We start from the raw sequence: 16,686 nt of genomic DNA, 5'->3' as shown, positions 1-16,686 counted from the left end.
AGTCAGGCGGCCGCGCGGCTCTCGTCGGCGATGAAGTCCAGGCAGGCGGCGGCGACCTCTTCCCACCCCGGTTCACCCGGCAGCCAGTGGCTCATCGACGGGAAGACCTCGCAAGATCCGCCCAGTCGCGCGGCGGTCTGGCGGACGGTGGCGGGCGGATGGATCACGTCCTTGCCGCCGGCGATCGCCAGGGTCGGCACGCCCACGGGGCTGGCGCCGGTGGTCATGAACGGGTCCATGAACCAGTTCAGCGTCTCCCACAGCGCCCGGCCGCTCTCGGCGTGCATCTTGGCGTAGAGACGCTTGCGCTCGGCGCGGGGCAGGCGGTCCAGGGTGTAGCTCTCGACGACACCATAGTCCGGCGCCACGGCCTGCAGCCAATAGGGCCCAAGGGCATAGAGGCTGACGGCCGACGCCGCCTCCTCCAGGGACGAACCGGTGACGCCCCAGGGCGGGGATGGAGCCAGCAGGATCAGCCGCGAGACGCTGGCGCGGGCGGCCGCCATCTGGGCCACCAGCCCGCCCATCGAGTGGCCGATCAGGATCGGCGGCTCGTCGCAGGCCTCGCACAGGGCGGCGATCTGCTTGGCGTAGTCGACCATCGAGCGGCCGGCGACCAGGGCGCCGTCGCCGTGCCCCAGCAGGTCTGGGGTCTGGACGACGTGGCCAGCGGCCTCGAACGGGCGGCGAAACGCGTCGAACGTCCAGCCGCCGCAGAAGGCGCCATGCACCATGATCACCGGAGTCGCCACGCACGCCTCGCCTGTTCGTCGGCCGGAGCGCCGAGCGTTCAGCCTACACGCTCTTCTTCGGTGATGGCGAAGATTTGGCCGTCGATTTTGTTGCGGGCGTTTTGGCCGTTTTCGCAGGCGCCGGAGCCTTGGCGGCGGCGGCGGTTTTGGCCGCCGGCTTCGTTGCGGGAACGGCTTTGGGAGCGGCCTTCGCGGTCGCCTTCGCGGCCGGCGCGGTTTTGGCCGCCGGCTTTTCGGCCGCCGGCTTGGGCGCGACGGCCTTGGCCGGCGCCTTGGCGACGGCGGGCTTGGCCTCGGCCTTGGTTTTGGCCGGCGGCTTCGCGGCGGGCGACGCCTTGGCGGCCTTCGGGGCGGGCGCGGCTTTCGGGGCGCTGGCCTCCGCGGCTGGCGCGGTCTTTGTCGCCTTGGGCTTCGCGGCGGCTTTCGGAGCGGTCTTTGCGGTCACCTTGGCGGCCGGAGCGACCTCGGCCGCGGGTTTCTCGACGGCCGGTTTGGGCGCCGTGGTCTTGGCCGGGGCTTTCGCAACCGCCGGCTTGGGGGCCGGCGCGGCCTTGGCGGCCTTGGAGGCCGGCGCCGCCTTGGGAGCGGCCGCCTTGGCCGGAGCGGGCTTGGCCGCGGCCTTCGGCTTGGCCGGGGCCTTCGGGGCCGCCGGAGGGGCCTTCGCTGTGGTTCTGGGGGGCTTTGGCTCGGGGGTGATCGCCGTCGGCGCGGGTTCGATCGGAGCCGGGGCGGGCGTCGGCGAGGGCTCCGCGGCCTTCACGGGTTCGGGCGCAGGCGCCGGGGCGGGAGCCGGAGGCGGGGCCGGAGCGGATTTCGGTTTGCCCGTCAGCCAGGCGATCACGTCGTCGAGAATGCTCATCGTGTTTGGCTCGTCTATCAGGTAATGGGCGTTGTTGGGGTAGATCTTGAGGTCGGCGGCCGGATATTTTCGGCCGACGCGCCGTACGTCCTCGAGAGGCGTGGTGCGATCCAGGGCGCCGGCCAGGACCAGCACGGGGACGGTCACCTTCGCGGCGTCGACATGGGCGGCCCGGTTCGGATCCTTGTGCGGCCAGGCGAGGTCGGCCAGCACCTGTCCGCTGTCGTGGACCATGGTCGCGTACAGCGTGTCGTGGCGCGCGGCCGGCACGGCGTTCATGACGCCGAACTTGAAGCCCGTCTTCCACATCTTGCCCGCCCTAGTCTCGGGCTTGGACTGTAGGGCCATGTTCAGGAAGGTAAAGACCGACGAGAGCTTGGGCTTGCCGCGGGCGTCGGCCGGCGAGGCGGGGGCGAACAGCACCAGGCGATCGGCCTGGCCGGCCTCGGCGATCTTCTGGGCGATCAGCCCGCCCATGGAGTGGCCGAAGACGATCGGCTTCCTGCCGTCCTCCTTGGCCAGGGCCTGGGTCAAGGCGCTCATCTCGGCGACATAGTCGGCCAGGGTCAGGCCGGCCAGGCCCGCCCGGGGGCCGTCGACCGTACGCACGGCCGAGCGGATGGTCGGCGACACGACGCGGTAGCCCTCGGCCCGCAGCCGCGCGGCTACGGGATCCCAGACGTCTCCAGCGCAACCGTAGCCGTGGATCAGCAGGATCGTATCCGCCATTCCATGCTCCCCAGCGCGGCGAGATTTCAGCCGCCGCGCGCGAACCCACCGAACGCGGCGACGACCTGTTCGTACACCGCGCGCTTGAAGGGTACGATCAGTTCGGGCGTTTCGTCGAGAGCGCCCCATTTCCAGGCGTCGAACTCGACATGGGCGTCGGCCTCCAGGTCGATCTCGGACTCCTCGCCCAGGAAGCGGAAGGCAAACCACACCTGCTTCTGGCCCTTGAATCCACGGGCCTTTTTCGACGAGGCGAAGTCGGCGGGGAAGTCGTAGATCAGCCAGTTCTCGGTGCGGCCCAGATATTCGACCGAGGTGACGCCGGTCTCCTCGGCCAGTTCGCGGCGGGCCGCGGCCAGCAGGTCCTCGCCGTCGTCGACCCCGCCCTGCGGGAATTGCCAATTGTGGGGCGGCGGCTGGTTGTGGCGCTTGCCCAGCCAGACGCGGCCGTCCGGGTGGAACAGCACGACGCCGACATTGGGGCGGTGATCGGGGTAGGGATCGGGCGTTTGGCTGGGGCTCATCGCTTGGCCATGGCCGAGGCGGGGGCCAGTTGCAAGCCCCTCCCGGACAGGCCGGCGGCCCACAACCGCACCTGGTTGATGGTCACCGGATAGGCGAAGCCCGAGCCCAGGGCCTGGCCGCGACCGGCGGCGCCGGCCTCCAGCATCTTCAGCTGGCCGTCGATCGAGCCGGCCGCCAGTTCGTCGTCGATGATCCGATCGGCCGAGGCGCGGGGGATCGGGCCGCCGCGCAAGGACGCTTGGCCATCGTCGATGAAGGCCAGGCCCCGGGCCTTCAAGGCCAGGGTGAAGGTGGTCATGGCCGTGTCGCTGGTGACGAACCGCGAGCCCAGATAGTTGGTCAGGCCATAATAGCCGGTGGCCCGCGACATCAGCCATTCCAGCTTGCGCACCGTGTCCTCGGGGCGGTTGGCGGTGATCAGGGTGTAGGGGCCTGGGTCGTTGGCCGGATAGTCGACCGGCTCCATCGGCGCTTCCAGCAGCACCTCGTGGCCATGGCTGCGGGCCAGGTCGATCCAGCCTTGCAGCCCTTCCGCATAGGGGGCGAACGACAGGGTGATCTCGGGCGGCAGGGTCTCGATGGCCGCGCGGGTGGTCTGGGGATTGAGGCCCAGGCCGCCGATCACCAGGGCCACCTTGGGGCGGCCGTCGGCGGTGAACGGGCGGGCATAGGCCTCGGCGGCCGTGCGGCCATCGGGGGCGATCACCGGCAGCGAGCCGCCGCCAGGGCCTGGGGCGTAGAGTCCGGCGATCGGCGCGGCCGGCAGCGGGCCGTCGGCCGCGGCGACGGGCGGGGGGGCGGCGATCGTCCCGGTCTCGGCGTCGTCGGCCGCGGCGTGGCTGACGAACGGCAGGTTGGACAGGTCCAGGGCCCCCGGCAGCAGCGGGGCTTCCTGCTCGCCCTCGCCGACCAGGGCCTCGCGCCAGCCGGGCGGGACGTTCCGGGTCGTGCCGATCTGGTCCAGGGCCACCCGCACCAGGGGCGAGCCCTTGTTGGGGTCGCCGGTGACCAGCACCAGCAGGGCCAGGCTCAGCAGGAACAGGAAGGCCGCGGCGCTGGCGCCGATGAACGGATTGGCCGCCGCCGCCAGGATCCTGGCGCGCAGGTCGCTGTCCTCGCCGCCGGACGCGGGCGCGTCGGCGCTGTAGGCGGGCTTGCGGGAGAAGGTCACGGCCATGGGGTCCGAGCCTAGGCGGGAAGCGCCGAATATATGGTTAATGGAGGGTGCGGCGGAATGCGCCTGCGAGCCGAACCCAACCTATAAGGCCGTCATCCCGGGCCTTGTTGTTCAGTCCGGGGACATAGCTGACACCTCGGCCCCTGCTTCGCTAAGTCTAGCCAGCCCTTGGGCTGGTGACGTGGGGCATACACATTCGTGGACGACCTCGCCATATCGCCCGAAAATCCATAGACATACAGCTAGGGTCACCAATGTGCGACGCCTGTTGGAGCAATGGTTTGCTCGCAGAGAGGTGTCAGCTATGTCCCCGAACAAGTGTCAGCTATGTCCCCGGACTGAACACTTGTGCCCGGGACCCCTGATTCAGTTGACGGTGAAGCGGAATGGCGCGTTAGCGCGCCACCCCTCCGCACCTGCGGCGGACAAAGGGGTCCCGGGCACAAGGCCCGGGATGACGACGGTCATAAGGGAGAGGTTCGGGGCGAAAAGCCTTACTTCTTCTCGACCGGCGGGCCCTTGCCGGCGGCCGCCGCGGCCTTGGCGGTGACTTCGGCGATCTTGGCCTGGGGCTTGGGCAGTTTCGGCACGGCCTCGACCGAGCCGGCCTTCAGCACGGCGATGGCGCGCTGCAGCTGGAAGTCGCCCTTCTTGTCGTCGAAGCCGGTGGGCGGGGCCTCGGCGGGGGTGTGGACGCCCTGGCGGCTCTTGCCCTCGTCGGCGTTCAGCGCGTTCTTGAAGCTGGCCTCGCTGAACCACACGCGGTTGGCGATGTCCTGGGCCTGGTCCTTGGTCTGGGCCACTTCCAGGTCGGGCGCGATGCCGGTCTTCTGGATCGAGCGGCCCGACGGGGTGAAGTAGCGGGCCGTGGTCAGCTTCAGGGCGCCGTCGGCCCCGCCGCGCAGCGGGATCACGGTCTGGACCGAACCCTTGCCGAAGCTGGTGATGCCCACCAGTTCGGCCCGATGGCGGTCCTGCAGGGCGCCGGCGACGATTTCGGCGGCAGAGGCCGAGCCTTGGTTGATCAGCACCACCACCGGCAGGCCCTTCAGGATGTCGCCGCCCGGCTTGGCGTTGTAGCGCTGGATGTCGCGCGGGTCGCGGCCGCGCTGACTGACCACCTCGCCGCCGTCCAGGAACACGCTGGAGACGCCCACGGCCTGGTCGAGCAGGCCGCCGGGATTGTTGCGCAGGTCGAAGATCAGCCCCTTCATCTGGGGGTTCTTGGCCTTCAGCTCGTTGATCGACGCGGTCAGGGCGTCGGTGGCCTTCTCGTTGAAGCCGGGCAGGCGGACATAGCCGTAGTCGCCCTCCATCCGGGCGATGGCGGCCTTGGGCTTGATCACCTCGCGCGTCAGCTTGACGTCGAACGGGTCGGTCTTCTCGCGGGCGATGGTCAGGGTGACCACCTCGCCGGCCGCGCCGCGCATCTGCTTGACCGCCTCGTTGACGGTCAGGCCCAGCACCGACTGGCCGTTGACCGCGGTGATGTAGTCGCCGGCCTGGATGCCGGCGCGCGAGGCGGGCGTGCCGTCCATCGGCGAGATCACCTTGACCACGCCGTCCTCGCTGGTCACCTCGATGCCCAGCCCGCCGTACTCGCCGCGGGTGGTGTCCTGCATGTCCTCGAAGCTGTCGGGCGACAGGTAGCCGGAATGCGGGTCGAGGCTGGTCAGCATGCCGTCCAGGGCCGCCTCGATCAGCTTCTTGTTGTCGACCTCGGAGACGTACTGGTTGTCGACCGTCTGCAGGACGTCGCCGAACAGCTCCAGCATCTTGTAGGTCTCGCCCTTGCTTGCGCTGGTCGCCTGGGCGATGGGACTGACATAGGCCATGGTCCCCGCGCCGAGGACGAAGGCCGAAACACCGATGAGCAGATACTTGCGCATGTGGCCGAAATGGCTCCCTGACGACGCCGTCGCGCCGCGTTAAAAACTCGTCGTTCCGCCTGACTAGAGCGGACCCTTGTTCATTTGACGGCCATCATCGCTGAAAAAGCCGTCTATCGCGATCCCTGTTTCAGCCAGCGCTCCGGATCGGCCGGAACGCCGTCTTCCCGAACCTCGAAATAGAGTTCTGGCTCCGAGGCGCCATGGTCCGCCATCCGGCCAACCGTCGCGCCGGGTGCGACAGATTGTCCGGGCGCCACCGAAACCTGGTCCAGGCCGGCCAGCACCAGATGGTAGGCGCCCTGGGCGCGCAGGATCAAGACCGTGCCCCAGCCGTTCAGCGGTCCGGCGTATTCGACCACGCCGGCGGCGGGACTGGCCACGGTGTGACCCTTTTCCGTGCGGATCGTCAGGCCGGCGGCGCGGCCGCCGACCGGCATGGCCTGGCCGAAGCGACGCGCCAGCGGGCCGGGGGCGGGCGAGACCAGGACCAGCGGCCCGGTGGCCGGTCGCGGCGCCAGGCCGTCGGTCAAGGCGCCCAGCGTGCCCTGGTCGTCTCCAGTCAGCGCTTCTTGCGCGTAGGCCCGTTCCAGCTGGGTCTTCTCGACGATCATCCGCTCCAGGTCGCCCCGGCGGTCGGCGACCAGGCTCTCGGCGGTGAACAGGTCCTCGGAGGCGGCGGCGGCCTGGCGGCGCAGGGCCGAGACGGCGCGGGCCTGGCGGGCGTAGCCGTCGGCCCGGGCCTGCAGCTCCGGGGTCATGGCGCGGATCAGGATCGCGGCCCGCACCGCGTCGCGGGCGTCGTCGGGGCTGACCAGCAGGGCCGGCGGCGGGTCGCGGCGGAAGAGCTGCAGGGCCGACAGCAGCCGGGCCAGCTGGCCGCGATCACGGCCCAGCTCGCCGACCAGGGCCGACTCGCGCTGGTGCAGGGCCTCCAGCCGGGCGCGCTTGGCCGAGACGTCGTCGCCGGCGTCGACCCGCTGGCGGCCCAGGGCGTCCAGCTCGCCGCGCAGGTCGGCGATCTCGCGGCGGGTGTCGGCGGCGGCCTGCTGGTCCTTGGCCTTCTGGCTGAGCGGGGCCCGCGGGCCGACCTGGGCCGCGACGAGGCCGCCCGCGCCCAGCAGGGCGACCAGGAGGCTGGCGGTGATCAGGACGACGCGGCGCGACATATGCCGATCAATGCCTCAATCGCGATGATACGGCGAGCCCGCCAGGATGGTGACCGCGCGATAGACCTGCTCGGCCAGCATGGCCCGGGCCAGGGCGTGCGGCCAGGTCTGGGGACCGAAGGCCAGGGTCTCGTCGGCCGCGGCGAGGATCGCGGGATCCAGCCCGTCGGCCCCGCCGATCAGGAACACCACCTTGCGATGGCCGTCGTCGCGCAGCCGGCCGATGTGCTCGGCGAAGGCGCGGCTGGGCCGCACCTTGCCGTGCTCGTCGCAGGCGATGACGTAGGCGCCCTCCAGGTGCGGGCGCAGCACCTCGGCCTCGGCGGCCTTGCCGGGCTTGCGGGCCTCGACCTCGACGATCTCGACCGGTCCAAGGGCCAGGGCGCGGCCGGACGCCGTGGCCCGAGACGCGTAGTCTACGGCCAGCTGCGCCTCGACCATGCGGCCGAGCTTCCCGACGGTGAGGAGGGTGATCTTCATCAGAGGCCCGCGTTGAAACCCCGTCCTTCGACAAGCTCAGGATGAGGTTTCAATGGCAAAATGGGCAAAGTAGCCCTCATCCTGAGCTTGTCGAAGGACGAGGGCGGACCCGCAGACAGCCTAGTTCGACGCCATCCGGTGCGGCGCGTCGACGGCCCAGATCTTCTCGATGTTGTAGAACGAGCGGACTTCGGGGCGGAACAGGTGGACCACCACGTCGCCGGCGTCGATCAGCACCCAGTCGCAGTGCGGCAGGCCTTCGACCCGCGCCTTGCCGAAGCCGCTCTCCTTGAGCGCCCGGATGATGTGGTCGGCCAGGGCGCCGACGTGACGATGCGACCGGCCCGACGCCACGATCAGGCTGTCGGCGACCGAGCTCTTGTCCGTCAGGTCGATGTGGACGATGTCCTGGGCCTTGTCGTCGTCCAGACGCGACAGGATCAGGGTCTCGAGGGCCTTGATACTCAGGTCCAGCTCGGACTCGTTCTTGGTCGAGGTATCGGGGGAAACCGTTCCCTCGTGCGCCTGGGGCGCGGGGTCGCTACGCAGCGGAAATGCTCCTTGATGGGTTCGCGCAATAGCTCCCATAGCACGGATGAACCGAAAAGATGAGGGGGAACGTGGAGATGGGCGATTCAGGGATCAGCGAGACGCTGTGCGCGTTGCTTTTGCGGCTCCGAAAAGTCCGCTGACGACGAAGCCGACGAGACCGATCGCGGACGCGGCGGTGCTGCCGGCGATGATCCCCAACACCGTGTCGGATATGGCAAAGCCACCAATCTTGAAACCGCTCAGCAGGATGATCACGCCAACGAACGCGCAATAGCCGATCAGGAAACGGAACACCTTGCCGGCATACGGTTCCATCATCCTCGTGCGGACGTCGTCGTAGGTTTGCTGACCCTTGAGGCCTTCGTTTTCGGCGCGGAGGCGTTCATTCTCGGCCGATAGTTCGGCGATCGTTTCCAGATAGATCTGGCTCTGAGCGGCATCGAAGTCCTGGGGGTCCGGAAAGGTCGGAGCCCCGCCGATAATGGACGGATCAAGCCTCGGCCCCTTGGATCTAGGCGGCACGTTGAGCCAGCGCGTCATAATAGGTGCGGATCACATCGTCTTCGATCCGAGTATTGCGTCCTCGCTGAAAGGCCTTGAACCAAGGCGTGTCCGGCTGGTGAGTCAATGCGGAGAGCCGAGCGGCGCTAAGGTCGCCGTACCGCGACCAGACTTGAGCAATCACTTCGCGCTCACGAGGGGTCAGATCGGCGCGATAGGGCGCGGCCTCTCCCGTCTTGCCAAAGAAACTGGAAATCTTGCTGTCATCGGGGCTGATCAGCCGGCCAATCGGCTCGCTGCCAAAGAACTTGGTATGCTCGTAGAGATCCCGGACGACAGGCCCAAAGCTCCAGGCCTCTATGTCGTCGACGATGAGCGGCGCGTCATTGATCGCCCAGTTCCAGCCATGGGCGATATAGGTGAGCTTCTGCAACTGCATCTGGGTCAGGCGCTCGGCCGCCCCGGGCAGGCGCAGGAACTCGTTCGCTATTTCAACGGCCTTGTAGGGCATGAGCTGTTCCGCTTGTGTTCCGACCATACACCCGCGACGCGCGAAGGAAAACCCGCAACCGCGCTGCTGTTTCAGCCCCTGGTCTGCCGCCCGCGCAGAGCCGTCGACGAGGCGAAGTTCAGCGGGCCAGTCAGGTAGACCCAGGCCGGGGCGGTGGCGTCGGCCAGGATCGCCGCGGCGCTGGACGGCTTGCGGGCCCAGGCGAAGCGGCGGGCGGCCGGCGAGGTGCGGGCCTTCAGGGCCGCCCAGGGCCGCGAGATCACAGCCACCGGCACCTCGCGCATGATCTGGGTCCAGCCGCGCCAGCGGTGGAAGCTGGCCAGGCTGTCGGCCCCCATGATCCAGACGAACTTCACGCCCGGGAACCGCGCCCGCAGCACCCGCAGGGTGTCGATGGTGTATTGCGAGCCCAGCCGGGTCTCGGCGTCGGAGACGATCATGTCGGCCCCGCGCGCCCACTGTCGGGCCCCGGCCAGGCGCTCTTCCAGCGGCCGCGTCTCGTGCGCCGACTTCAGCGGGTTCTGCGGCGAGACCAGCCAGATCACCCGGTCCAGCTCCAGGCGTCGCAGGGCCGTCTCGGCGACGTGGGCGTGGCCCTCGTGCGCCGGGTTGAAGCTGCCGCCGAACAGGCCCACGCGCATGCCGGGCTCCAGGTGGAAGCCCAGCCTTTGCGCCGAAGGGCGGCCCGCTTCAGGGACGAGTCTGGCCGGTCCCGCGAACCACATATTTGAACGTCGTCAGTTGCTCGGCCCCGACCGGGCCGCGGGCGTGTAGCTTGTCGGTGGCGATGCCGATCTCGGCCCCGAAGCCGAACTCGCCGCCGTCGGCGAACTGGGTCGAGGCGTTGACCAGCACGATGGCGCTGTCGACCAGCGCGATGAACCGCTCGGCCGCCGCGGCGTCCTCGGTCAGGATCGCGTCGGTGTGGCCCGAGCCATAGGCGGCGATGTGGGCGGCCGCGCCCTCCACCCCGTCGACCACGGCCACCGAGATCACCGGCGCCAGGTACTCGGTCGACCAGTCGGCCTCGACCGCCGGCTTCATGGTCGGCTCGATGGCCCGCGAGGGCCCGTCGCCGCGCAGCTCGCAGCCGGCCCTGATCAGGGCGTCGGCGATCGGCGGCAGCAGCTTGCCGGCCGCCGCGCGGTCGACGAGCAGCGTCTCGGCCGAGCCGCAGACCGACACCCGGCGCATCTTGGCGTTCAGCACGATGTCGACGGCCTTGCGCGGATCGGCGGCGGCGTGGACGAACACGTGGTTCAGGCCCTCCAGATGGCCCAGCACCGCCACCCGGGCCTCCTGCTGGACCCGGGCCACCAGGCTCTTGCCGCCCCGGGGGATGATCAGGTCGATCGTCCGGTCCAGGCCCGACAGGATCGCCCCCACCGCGTCGCGGTCGGGGGTGCGGACGATCTGCACCGCGTCGGCCGAGATCCCCGCCGCCTTCAGCCCCTTGGCGATGGCCGCGTGGATCGCGAGGTTGGACTGCAGGCACTCGGACCCGCCGCGCAGGATCACCGCGTTGCCCGAGCGCACGCACAGGGCGGCGGCGTCGGCGGTGACGTTGGGCCGGCTCTCGAAGATCATGGCGATCACGCCGATCGGGGTGCGGACCCGGGCGATGTCCAGGCCGTTGGGACGCGTCCAGCGGGCGGTCTCCACGCCCAGCGGGTCGGGGATGGCGGCCACGGCCTCGACCCCGGCGGCCACGCCCTCCAGGCGCTCGGCGTTCAGCATCAGCCGCTCAACCATCGGCGCGGTCAGGCCGCCGGCCCCGGCCTTGTCCAGGTCGCGGGCGTTGGCGGCCAGGATGGCCGGGGCGTCGGCGCGGAGGGCGGCGGCCATGGCGTGCAGGGCGGCGGTGCGCTGGGCTGGCGTGGCCACGCGCAGGGCCTGCGCCCCTTGCCGAGCCGCCTGTCCCATCGCCGTCATCGTCGCCTGCAAGCTCATGCCCGCGTCGTCCATGCCATCCTCCGATCCCGGATATGCTCCCCCGATATGCTCAGAGTGAGGCTTACCTAGGCGCTTTGCGGCGGCGGGGGAATGGGGAAAGGGTGCGGGCGGTGTTAGCGGGGCTGGGGCGGTGTCAGCCGGTCGGCTTACGGCATCTGAACAGGGCGTTGTATTCGGCAAGGGGCTTTAACCCGACCTCGGCCCGTAGCGCGTCCACCTTGGTCGGGTCCTCCAAAGGGGCTGTGAACCGTTCGCCGTTTTTGCAGCCGCCTTGGGTTCCATAGCGTTGCGGCCGTTCACGGTTCACCGCGACACGATCGTAGAGATAGGCGTAGTCCTTGGCGCTGGTGTCGCCATGCGCCCTAAGGTCGGTCAGCAAGGACAGAATTTTTTCCTGGTACGCGACGTCGTCATCGGCGTGCTGGACCAGCAACCAGGCGTCCTGGTCGGCGGTAGGTCCGTCTCGAGAGATCGAGAACCAGCCGCTTTGTTCAATCTGATCTTTTATCCACTCCAGATTTCTATGATCATCATCGCAGATATTGGACAAGAGCAGCGCGTCAAAAAGGTTGTGGGTCGTGGGTGGAAGCGTTTTTGTGAATTCCTTTTGTAGACCCATGCCGAAACGGCGGTTGAACTGATCGGACAGTACGCGACGCTCTAATGCTTTGGCGCGCGGGGTAGGGGCGGCGGCGACATCGCGTTGGATGACCGCCATCTCTCTATCCATCTCGGCGTCGCCGGTCTGTCCGCCGTCCAGGACTGTCTGGCGTAAGGTCTGAAACCGCATCATGAGCTTCTCGGCCGCCGTTCGATCGCGACGCCAGCCTTCGCTGTCGTCGCCCCGCGAAGCCGTGGTCAGGCCCTGTTCAACCCACACCTCCGCTGTCGTCCGGCAACTCTCTTCCTGGCCGCCGTGACGTTGCTTGATGGCGGATCGTGTCGCGGTAAGCAGCGCCTGGGGACTTTGTGCGTCTTGATGACCGCGCAGGCTGGGATAGTCGAAAACCTGGGCCGCCTTGGCATCGTTCAGCAGGTGTTGCAGCGGGAACTCGGCGGGCGCGGCGCCGCCTAACAGAAACGCGCCGGGCAGGACAAGCCATCGCATCGCTAAACGCCGCACGTTGCGCTCCAGAAGGTGAACACCCAAGGTAGAGTTTGTTTCTCGTACAGTTAAAGGCTTCGTCGGGCCACGTTAAAAATGTGGAGCCCCCATTCGCCCTGGACGGGGCCGCGCCATCAAGGTTTCAAGGCGCGGCCTCGCCGCTGGCGGAGGGCGGCGGGGCGTGTTCGGCAAACGATCTTCCCTCCCCCTTGTGGGGAGGGTGGCCCGCGTAGCGGGTCGGGTGGGGGATCGGTGCAGGGTGTTGGACGGGGCTGGACCGCTGACTCAGCAGGCCCCACCCGACCCTGGCGCTGCCAGGGCCACCCTCCCCATAAAGGGGAGGGAAGGGCTCTATGCTCGGCGTTCAGCCAACAAACTCCCGCGATTCCAACGCCCTGAACTTTCTCGACCCGTTTTTGTCCTCCCCCTCCCAGACCGCCCTTATCCTGTACCCACCTCGACGCAGGGAAAGGGCGCATGGCCAGCGACCGATGCGGCGGCGAGGGGCGATCGAGCGGGAAGCTCCGTCGGCGGTCCCTTGGGACCAAACCTCGCGTCTCCAGGGCCGGCCGGGCATGGAACACTAAAACGGCGTGGCGCGAGGGCTGGCGAAGCAACAGGCGGGCGGTGACGCGCTCGCGGTCCGGGACCGGGGTTCGTTGACCTGGCCCGCCCGTCGGAGGCTTCAAGGCGGCGAGGCCCGAACAGGGCTCAGCGCCGCGGGCTTCCGGATAACGACCGCGCGGAGCGTCTGGCTTCGTCGAAAACGGTACACAAACTCAAACACTCCGGACGATGTCCGGCGCTCCGCGTCCCTTTCCGATAGCTCAGCGAGAGATCGCGTGAGGCGGCGAACACTTGCCCCCACCTGACCGCTGCGCGGTCTGTCCGCCCCCAGAGGGGGCGGAGCCTTCACCGAGCGCTCTTCCCCCTCTGGGGGAAGACGACCGCGAAGCGGTCTGTAGGGGGCAAGCGTTCGCCGCACGGCCTCAACTCCACCCATCCTCCCAAATCGGATGACGTCCCGCCTTTCCAGCGGCTAGGGTCGCCGCGCCCCTGAAGGAGAATCCCATGCGTCCTGGACTGGTGCTGGCCGTGGTCGCCGCCCTCGCCGCCTCTTCGGCCTTCGCCCAGGACAAGTCCGCCTACGACGCCGTCGATCCGTTCATCGGCACGGGCGGCGACGGCCATACCTTCCCCGGCGCGGTCGCCCCGTTCGGCATGGTCCAGCTCAGCCCCGACACCGACATCCTGCCGTTCAAGCAGAGCTACGCCCGCGCCGCCGGCTATCGCTACAGCGACCCGACGATCCTGGGCTTCTCGCACACCCACTTCTCCGGCTCGGGCCATTCCGACCTCGGCGACGTCCTGCTGGCCCCGGTCGGCGGCGAGGCGAAGCTGGAGCCCGGCGAGGCCGACAAGCCCGGCTCGGGCTACCGCTCGCGCTTCACCCACGACGGCGAGGTCGCCCAGCCCGGCTACTACGCCGTGACCCTGACCGACAGCCAGGTGCGGGCCGAGCTGACGGCCGGCCCGCGCACCGGCCTGCACCGCTACACCTTCCAGAAGGGCGCGCGGGCCCAGGTGCTGCTGGACCTGCGCACCTCGATCTACAATTACCCAGGCAAGGTCAGCTGGTCGCGGATCCGGGTGGCCGAGGACGGCACGGTGACGGGAATGCGCGAGACCCGCGGCTGGGCGCCCGGCCGCCAGCTCTATTTCGCGATCCGCTTCAGCAAGCCGCTGGTCGGCAAGGCGCTGTACAACAGGGAAGCCGACGTCCCCTACAAGGGCTTCGCCCAGCCGGGCCGCACGCCGGGCGACCGCGCCCAGGTGGAGGGCCGGGCCCTGGTCGGGGTCTTCGACTTCGGGACGATCGACGGGCCGCTGGTGGCCAAGGTGGCGATCTCGTCGGTCAGCGAGGCCAACGCCGTGCTGAACCTTTCCAGCGACGAGAAGGGCTTCGACTTCGACGGCCTGCGGGCCCGGACCAAGGCCGAGTGGGAAAAGGCCCTGGGCGCGGTCGAGATCGCCGCCCCGGCCGCCACGCGGACCAATGTCTACACCGCCCTCTACCACGCCCTGCTGGCCCCCAGCGTGTTCAGCGACGCCGACGGCCGCTATCGCGGGCCCGACAACGAAGTGCATGAGGCCCGGACCTCGGATGGAAAGGGCTTCACCTTCCACTCGACCTTCTCGCTGTGGGACACCTTCCGCGCCGAGCACCCGCTGCTGACCCTGGTCCAGCCGGAGCGGCGCACCAGCGACGTGGTCAATTCGCTGATCGCCTCGCAGCAGGAGAGCCCCTACGGGATCCTGCCGGTCTGGCAGTTCCACGGCCAGGAGACCTGGACGATGATCGGCTACCACGCCGTGCCCGTGATCGCCGACGCCTGGCTGAAGGGGATCCGCGGCTTCGACGAGAAGGCCGCCCTGGACGCCATGGTCAAGAGCGCCACCTACGCGCCCTATGGCGGCCTGGGCGACTACATGCGGCTGGGCTATGTGCCGATCGACAAGGAGCCGGAGGCCGCCTCCAAGACCGTCGAATACGCCTATGACGACTGGACCATCGCCCGGATGGCCAGGGCCATGGGCCGCGATGACGTCGCCGCGACCTTCGAGAAGCGGGCGGGTAACTGGCGAAACAGCTTCGACGCCAAGACCGGCTTCCTGCGGGCTCGCAAGAGCGACGGGAGCTTCCGTACGCCGTTCGACCCGACGGCGATCAACTATGGCTCGGACTATACCGAGGGCAACGCCTGGCAATATTCCTGGTTCGCGCCCCAGGACCTGGGCGGGCTGGTGGGGCTGATGGGCGGCGACGCGGCGACCGTCCGGAAGCTGGACGCCATGTTCGACTTCGACAATTCCAAGCTCGACTACTCGCACGCCGAGGACATCGCCGGCCTGATCGGCCAGTACATCCACGGCAACGAGCCCAGCCACCATGTAGCCTATCTGTACGACTACGCCGGCGCCCCGTGGCGCACCCAGGCCCGGCTGACCCAGATCGTGAAGTCGCAGTACAAGCCCACGCCGGACGGCCTGTCGGGCAATGACGACCTGGGGCAGATGTCGGCCTGGCTGGTGTTCACGAGCCTGGGCTTCTACCCGGTGGCGCCGGGTTCGAACGAATACGTCATCGGCCGGCCGTTCGTGGAGCGGGCGGTGCTGAACCTGCCGAACGGCAAGCGGTTCACGGTGCGGGCCGCGGGGCTGTCGGACGCCGCGCCCTATGTCGCCGCGGTCACCCTGAACGGCAGGCCGCTGGCGAGGAGCTTCCTGCGCGACGCCGAGATCCGGGCCGGCGGCGAGCTGGTCTTCACCATGAGCGCCACGCCGAACAGGGCCTGGGCGACAGGCGTCAAGGACCGGCCGATGAGCATGACGGGTTATGGGACGGGCTATGGGAAGTCGGGAATCACGGCGCCCTGAAGTTGGCGCAGATCGTCTTGAACTGGGTCTTGTACTCGGCGATCGGCGGCAGGCCGACCTCGGCCCGGCGCGCCTCGAGTCCCTCCGGCGCGGCCACCGGGTTCGGTTCCCACGCGCCGGGGCCCACGCAGCGGCCTTGGGTGCCGAAGATCTGGGGCTGATGGGCGTTCGTGGCCACGCGGTCGGCGAGGTAGGCGTAGTCGATCCGCCCCTGCGGGCCAGTCTCCCGAGCCAGGATCGGCAGGACGGCGCGCTGGAAGTCCGGATCGCGGTCCGCGTGCTGCAGCAGCAGCCAGGCCCTGCCGCTGGCGGCCTGGCCGTCGCGCGCCGCCGTGAACCAGCCGGACGTGCGCCATTCGGTCTTCAGCCAGGCGGTGTTGGCCGCGTCGACGCCGCACAGCCTGGCCTGGAAGGGCCGCTGGACCATCTCCCGCAAGGCGCCCTGCGGCAGGGCCCAGATGTCGTGCGTGGCGTAGCGCAACGCCTGGTCCTCGGCGACGCGGGCGTAGAGCTGGCGGTGGCGCGGATCGGTCTCCGCCCGGGCGGCGACGGCGGCGGTCCGCGCCCCGTCATAGACGGACTGGCCGACGTCCTCGCCGTTCAGGACCCTGGCGACGCGGGCGTAGAGCTGGTCGCGCTGGTCGTTGGCGGCCTTCCAGTCGGCGCGCCAGGCGGCGGCGTCGCGGGCCTGGAGGGCGCTGGCCAAGCCCTGGCGCACGAAGGCTTCGGCCTCGGTCTCGCAGGCGTTGGGCGCGGCGGCCAGGCGCGCCGCGACCGTCTCTTCCAGCGCCTGGGCCAGGGCAACGACCTGTTGGTCGCCCAACCGCTCGCGCAGGGCGGCGTAGTCGAAGGCGCGGGCCGCGGCGGGGTCCTCCAGCAGGGACGCCACCGGCGAAGGGGCCGCGGTCGCCGCGACCAGGGCCAGGGCGCCGACCGCGCCGGCCAGACGAAGAAACGGAGTCACGGTCACGCCCTCACCCATGATCAACTTTCGGTGGCAAGCTCCTTCATGGCGCGATCCAGGTCAAGCTTCGCTCGGCGGGCGC

At 69.3% G+C, this 16,686-nt stretch carries 15 protein-coding genes; 1 reads left to right on the top strand and 14 read right to left on the bottom strand.

Annotation, left to right across the window (positions count from 1 at the left end; all coding sequences use genetic code 11):
* Window positions 1–2 precede the first annotated feature (2 nt).
* From J2X41_RS21975 to J2X41_RS21915, 13 genes are all read right to left on the bottom strand, one after another.
* The gene (locus J2X41_RS21975) at window positions 3–752 is read right to left on the bottom strand and encodes an alpha/beta hydrolase (RefSeq protein WP_310085924.1); all 750 of its coding nucleotides are present in this window, start codon (window positions 750–752) and stop codon (window positions 3–5) included.
* A 43-nt stretch (window positions 753–795) separates the two neighbouring features.
* Complete coding sequence (locus tag J2X41_RS21970; RefSeq protein ID WP_404979973.1) at window positions 796–2,340, bottom strand: alpha/beta hydrolase; 1,545 nt, start codon at window positions 2,338–2,340, stop codon at window positions 796–798.
* Between the two features lie 26 nt (window positions 2,341–2,366).
* Window positions 2,367–2,864, bottom strand: coding sequence for an RNA pyrophosphohydrolase (locus J2X41_RS21965; RefSeq protein ID WP_310085921.1), 498 nt, complete (start codon window positions 2,862–2,864; stop codon window positions 2,367–2,369).
* Complete coding sequence (locus J2X41_RS21960; protein WP_310085919.1) at window positions 2,861–4,042, bottom strand: divergent polysaccharide deacetylase family protein; 1,182 nt, start codon at window positions 4,040–4,042, stop codon at window positions 2,861–2,863. The genes J2X41_RS21965 and J2X41_RS21960 overlap by 4 nt, the downstream gene beginning before the upstream one ends.
* Window positions 4,043–4,536: 494 nt before the next feature.
* Window positions 4,537–5,931, bottom strand: coding sequence for a S41 family peptidase (locus J2X41_RS21955; protein ID WP_310085917.1), 1,395 nt, complete (start codon window positions 5,929–5,931; stop codon window positions 4,537–4,539).
* Window positions 5,932–6,044: 113 nt separating this feature from the next.
* Window positions 6,045–7,100, bottom strand: a complete 1,056-nt coding sequence (locus tag J2X41_RS21950; RefSeq protein ID WP_310085915.1) for a peptidoglycan DD-metalloendopeptidase family protein — start codon at window positions 7,098–7,100, stop codon at window positions 6,045–6,047.
* Between the two features lie 15 nt (window positions 7,101–7,115).
* Entirely contained in the window at window positions 7,116–7,580 is a 465-nt protein-coding gene (rlmH, locus tag J2X41_RS21945; protein WP_310085911.1) for a 23S rRNA (pseudouridine(1915)-N(3))-methyltransferase RlmH, read from the bottom strand.
* 120 nt (window positions 7,581–7,700) lie between these two features.
* Window positions 7,701–8,129: a ribosome silencing factor gene (rsfS, locus tag J2X41_RS21940; RefSeq protein WP_310086008.1), complete on the bottom strand. Its 429-nt coding sequence runs from the start codon at window positions 8,127–8,129 to the stop codon at window positions 7,701–7,703.
* 93 nt (window positions 8,130–8,222) lie between these two features.
* Entirely contained in the window at window positions 8,223–8,672 is a 450-nt protein-coding gene (locus tag J2X41_RS21935) for a hypothetical protein (protein WP_310085908.1), read from the bottom strand.
* Window positions 8,644–9,144 (bottom strand): type II toxin-antitoxin system antitoxin SocA domain-containing protein, encoded by a 501-nt coding sequence (locus J2X41_RS21930; RefSeq protein WP_310085906.1) that lies wholly within the window; start codon window positions 9,142–9,144, stop codon window positions 8,644–8,646. The genes J2X41_RS21935 and J2X41_RS21930 overlap by 29 nt, the downstream gene beginning before the upstream one ends.
* Window positions 9,145–9,215: 71 nt before the next feature.
* Window positions 9,216–9,869: a nicotinate-nucleotide adenylyltransferase gene (locus tag J2X41_RS21925; RefSeq protein ID WP_310085903.1), complete on the bottom strand. Its 654-nt coding sequence runs from the start codon at window positions 9,867–9,869 to the stop codon at window positions 9,216–9,218.
* On the bottom strand, window positions 9,835–11,109 hold the full coding sequence (locus tag J2X41_RS21920) for a glutamate-5-semialdehyde dehydrogenase (protein ID WP_310085898.1): 1,275 nt from the start codon (window positions 11,107–11,109) through the stop codon (window positions 9,835–9,837). Before J2X41_RS21920 ends, J2X41_RS21925 begins: the two co-directional genes overlap by 35 nt.
* A gap of 121 nt (window positions 11,110–11,230) precedes the next feature.
* The gene (locus tag J2X41_RS21915; protein WP_310085895.1) at window positions 11,231–12,220 is read right to left on the bottom strand and encodes a DUF6624 domain-containing protein; all 990 of its coding nucleotides are present in this window, start codon (window positions 12,218–12,220) and stop codon (window positions 11,231–11,233) included.
* A 1,053-nt stretch (window positions 12,221–13,273) separates the two neighbouring features.
* Here J2X41_RS21915 and J2X41_RS21910 point away from each other — a divergent pair.
* On the top strand, window positions 13,274–15,640 hold the full coding sequence (locus tag J2X41_RS21910; RefSeq protein WP_310085893.1) for a GH92 family glycosyl hydrolase: 2,367 nt from the start codon (window positions 13,274–13,276) through the stop codon (window positions 15,638–15,640).
* Here the strand turns inward: J2X41_RS21910 and J2X41_RS21905 are convergent.
* Entirely contained in the window at window positions 15,627–16,604 is a 978-nt protein-coding gene (locus J2X41_RS21905) for a DUF6624 domain-containing protein (RefSeq protein WP_310085890.1), read from the bottom strand. The two genes, J2X41_RS21910 and J2X41_RS21905, sit on opposite strands and share 14 nt — an antisense overlap.
* Window positions 16,605–16,686: the final 82 nt, after the last annotated feature.

It is taken from the genome of Caulobacter sp. BE254 (assembly GCF_031457295.1).
Lineage (GTDB): Bacteria > Pseudomonadota > Alphaproteobacteria > Caulobacterales > Caulobacteraceae > Caulobacter.
Note: the sequence above shows the minus strand (reverse complement) of the source record. Positions and strands in the feature narration are given on the sequence as shown.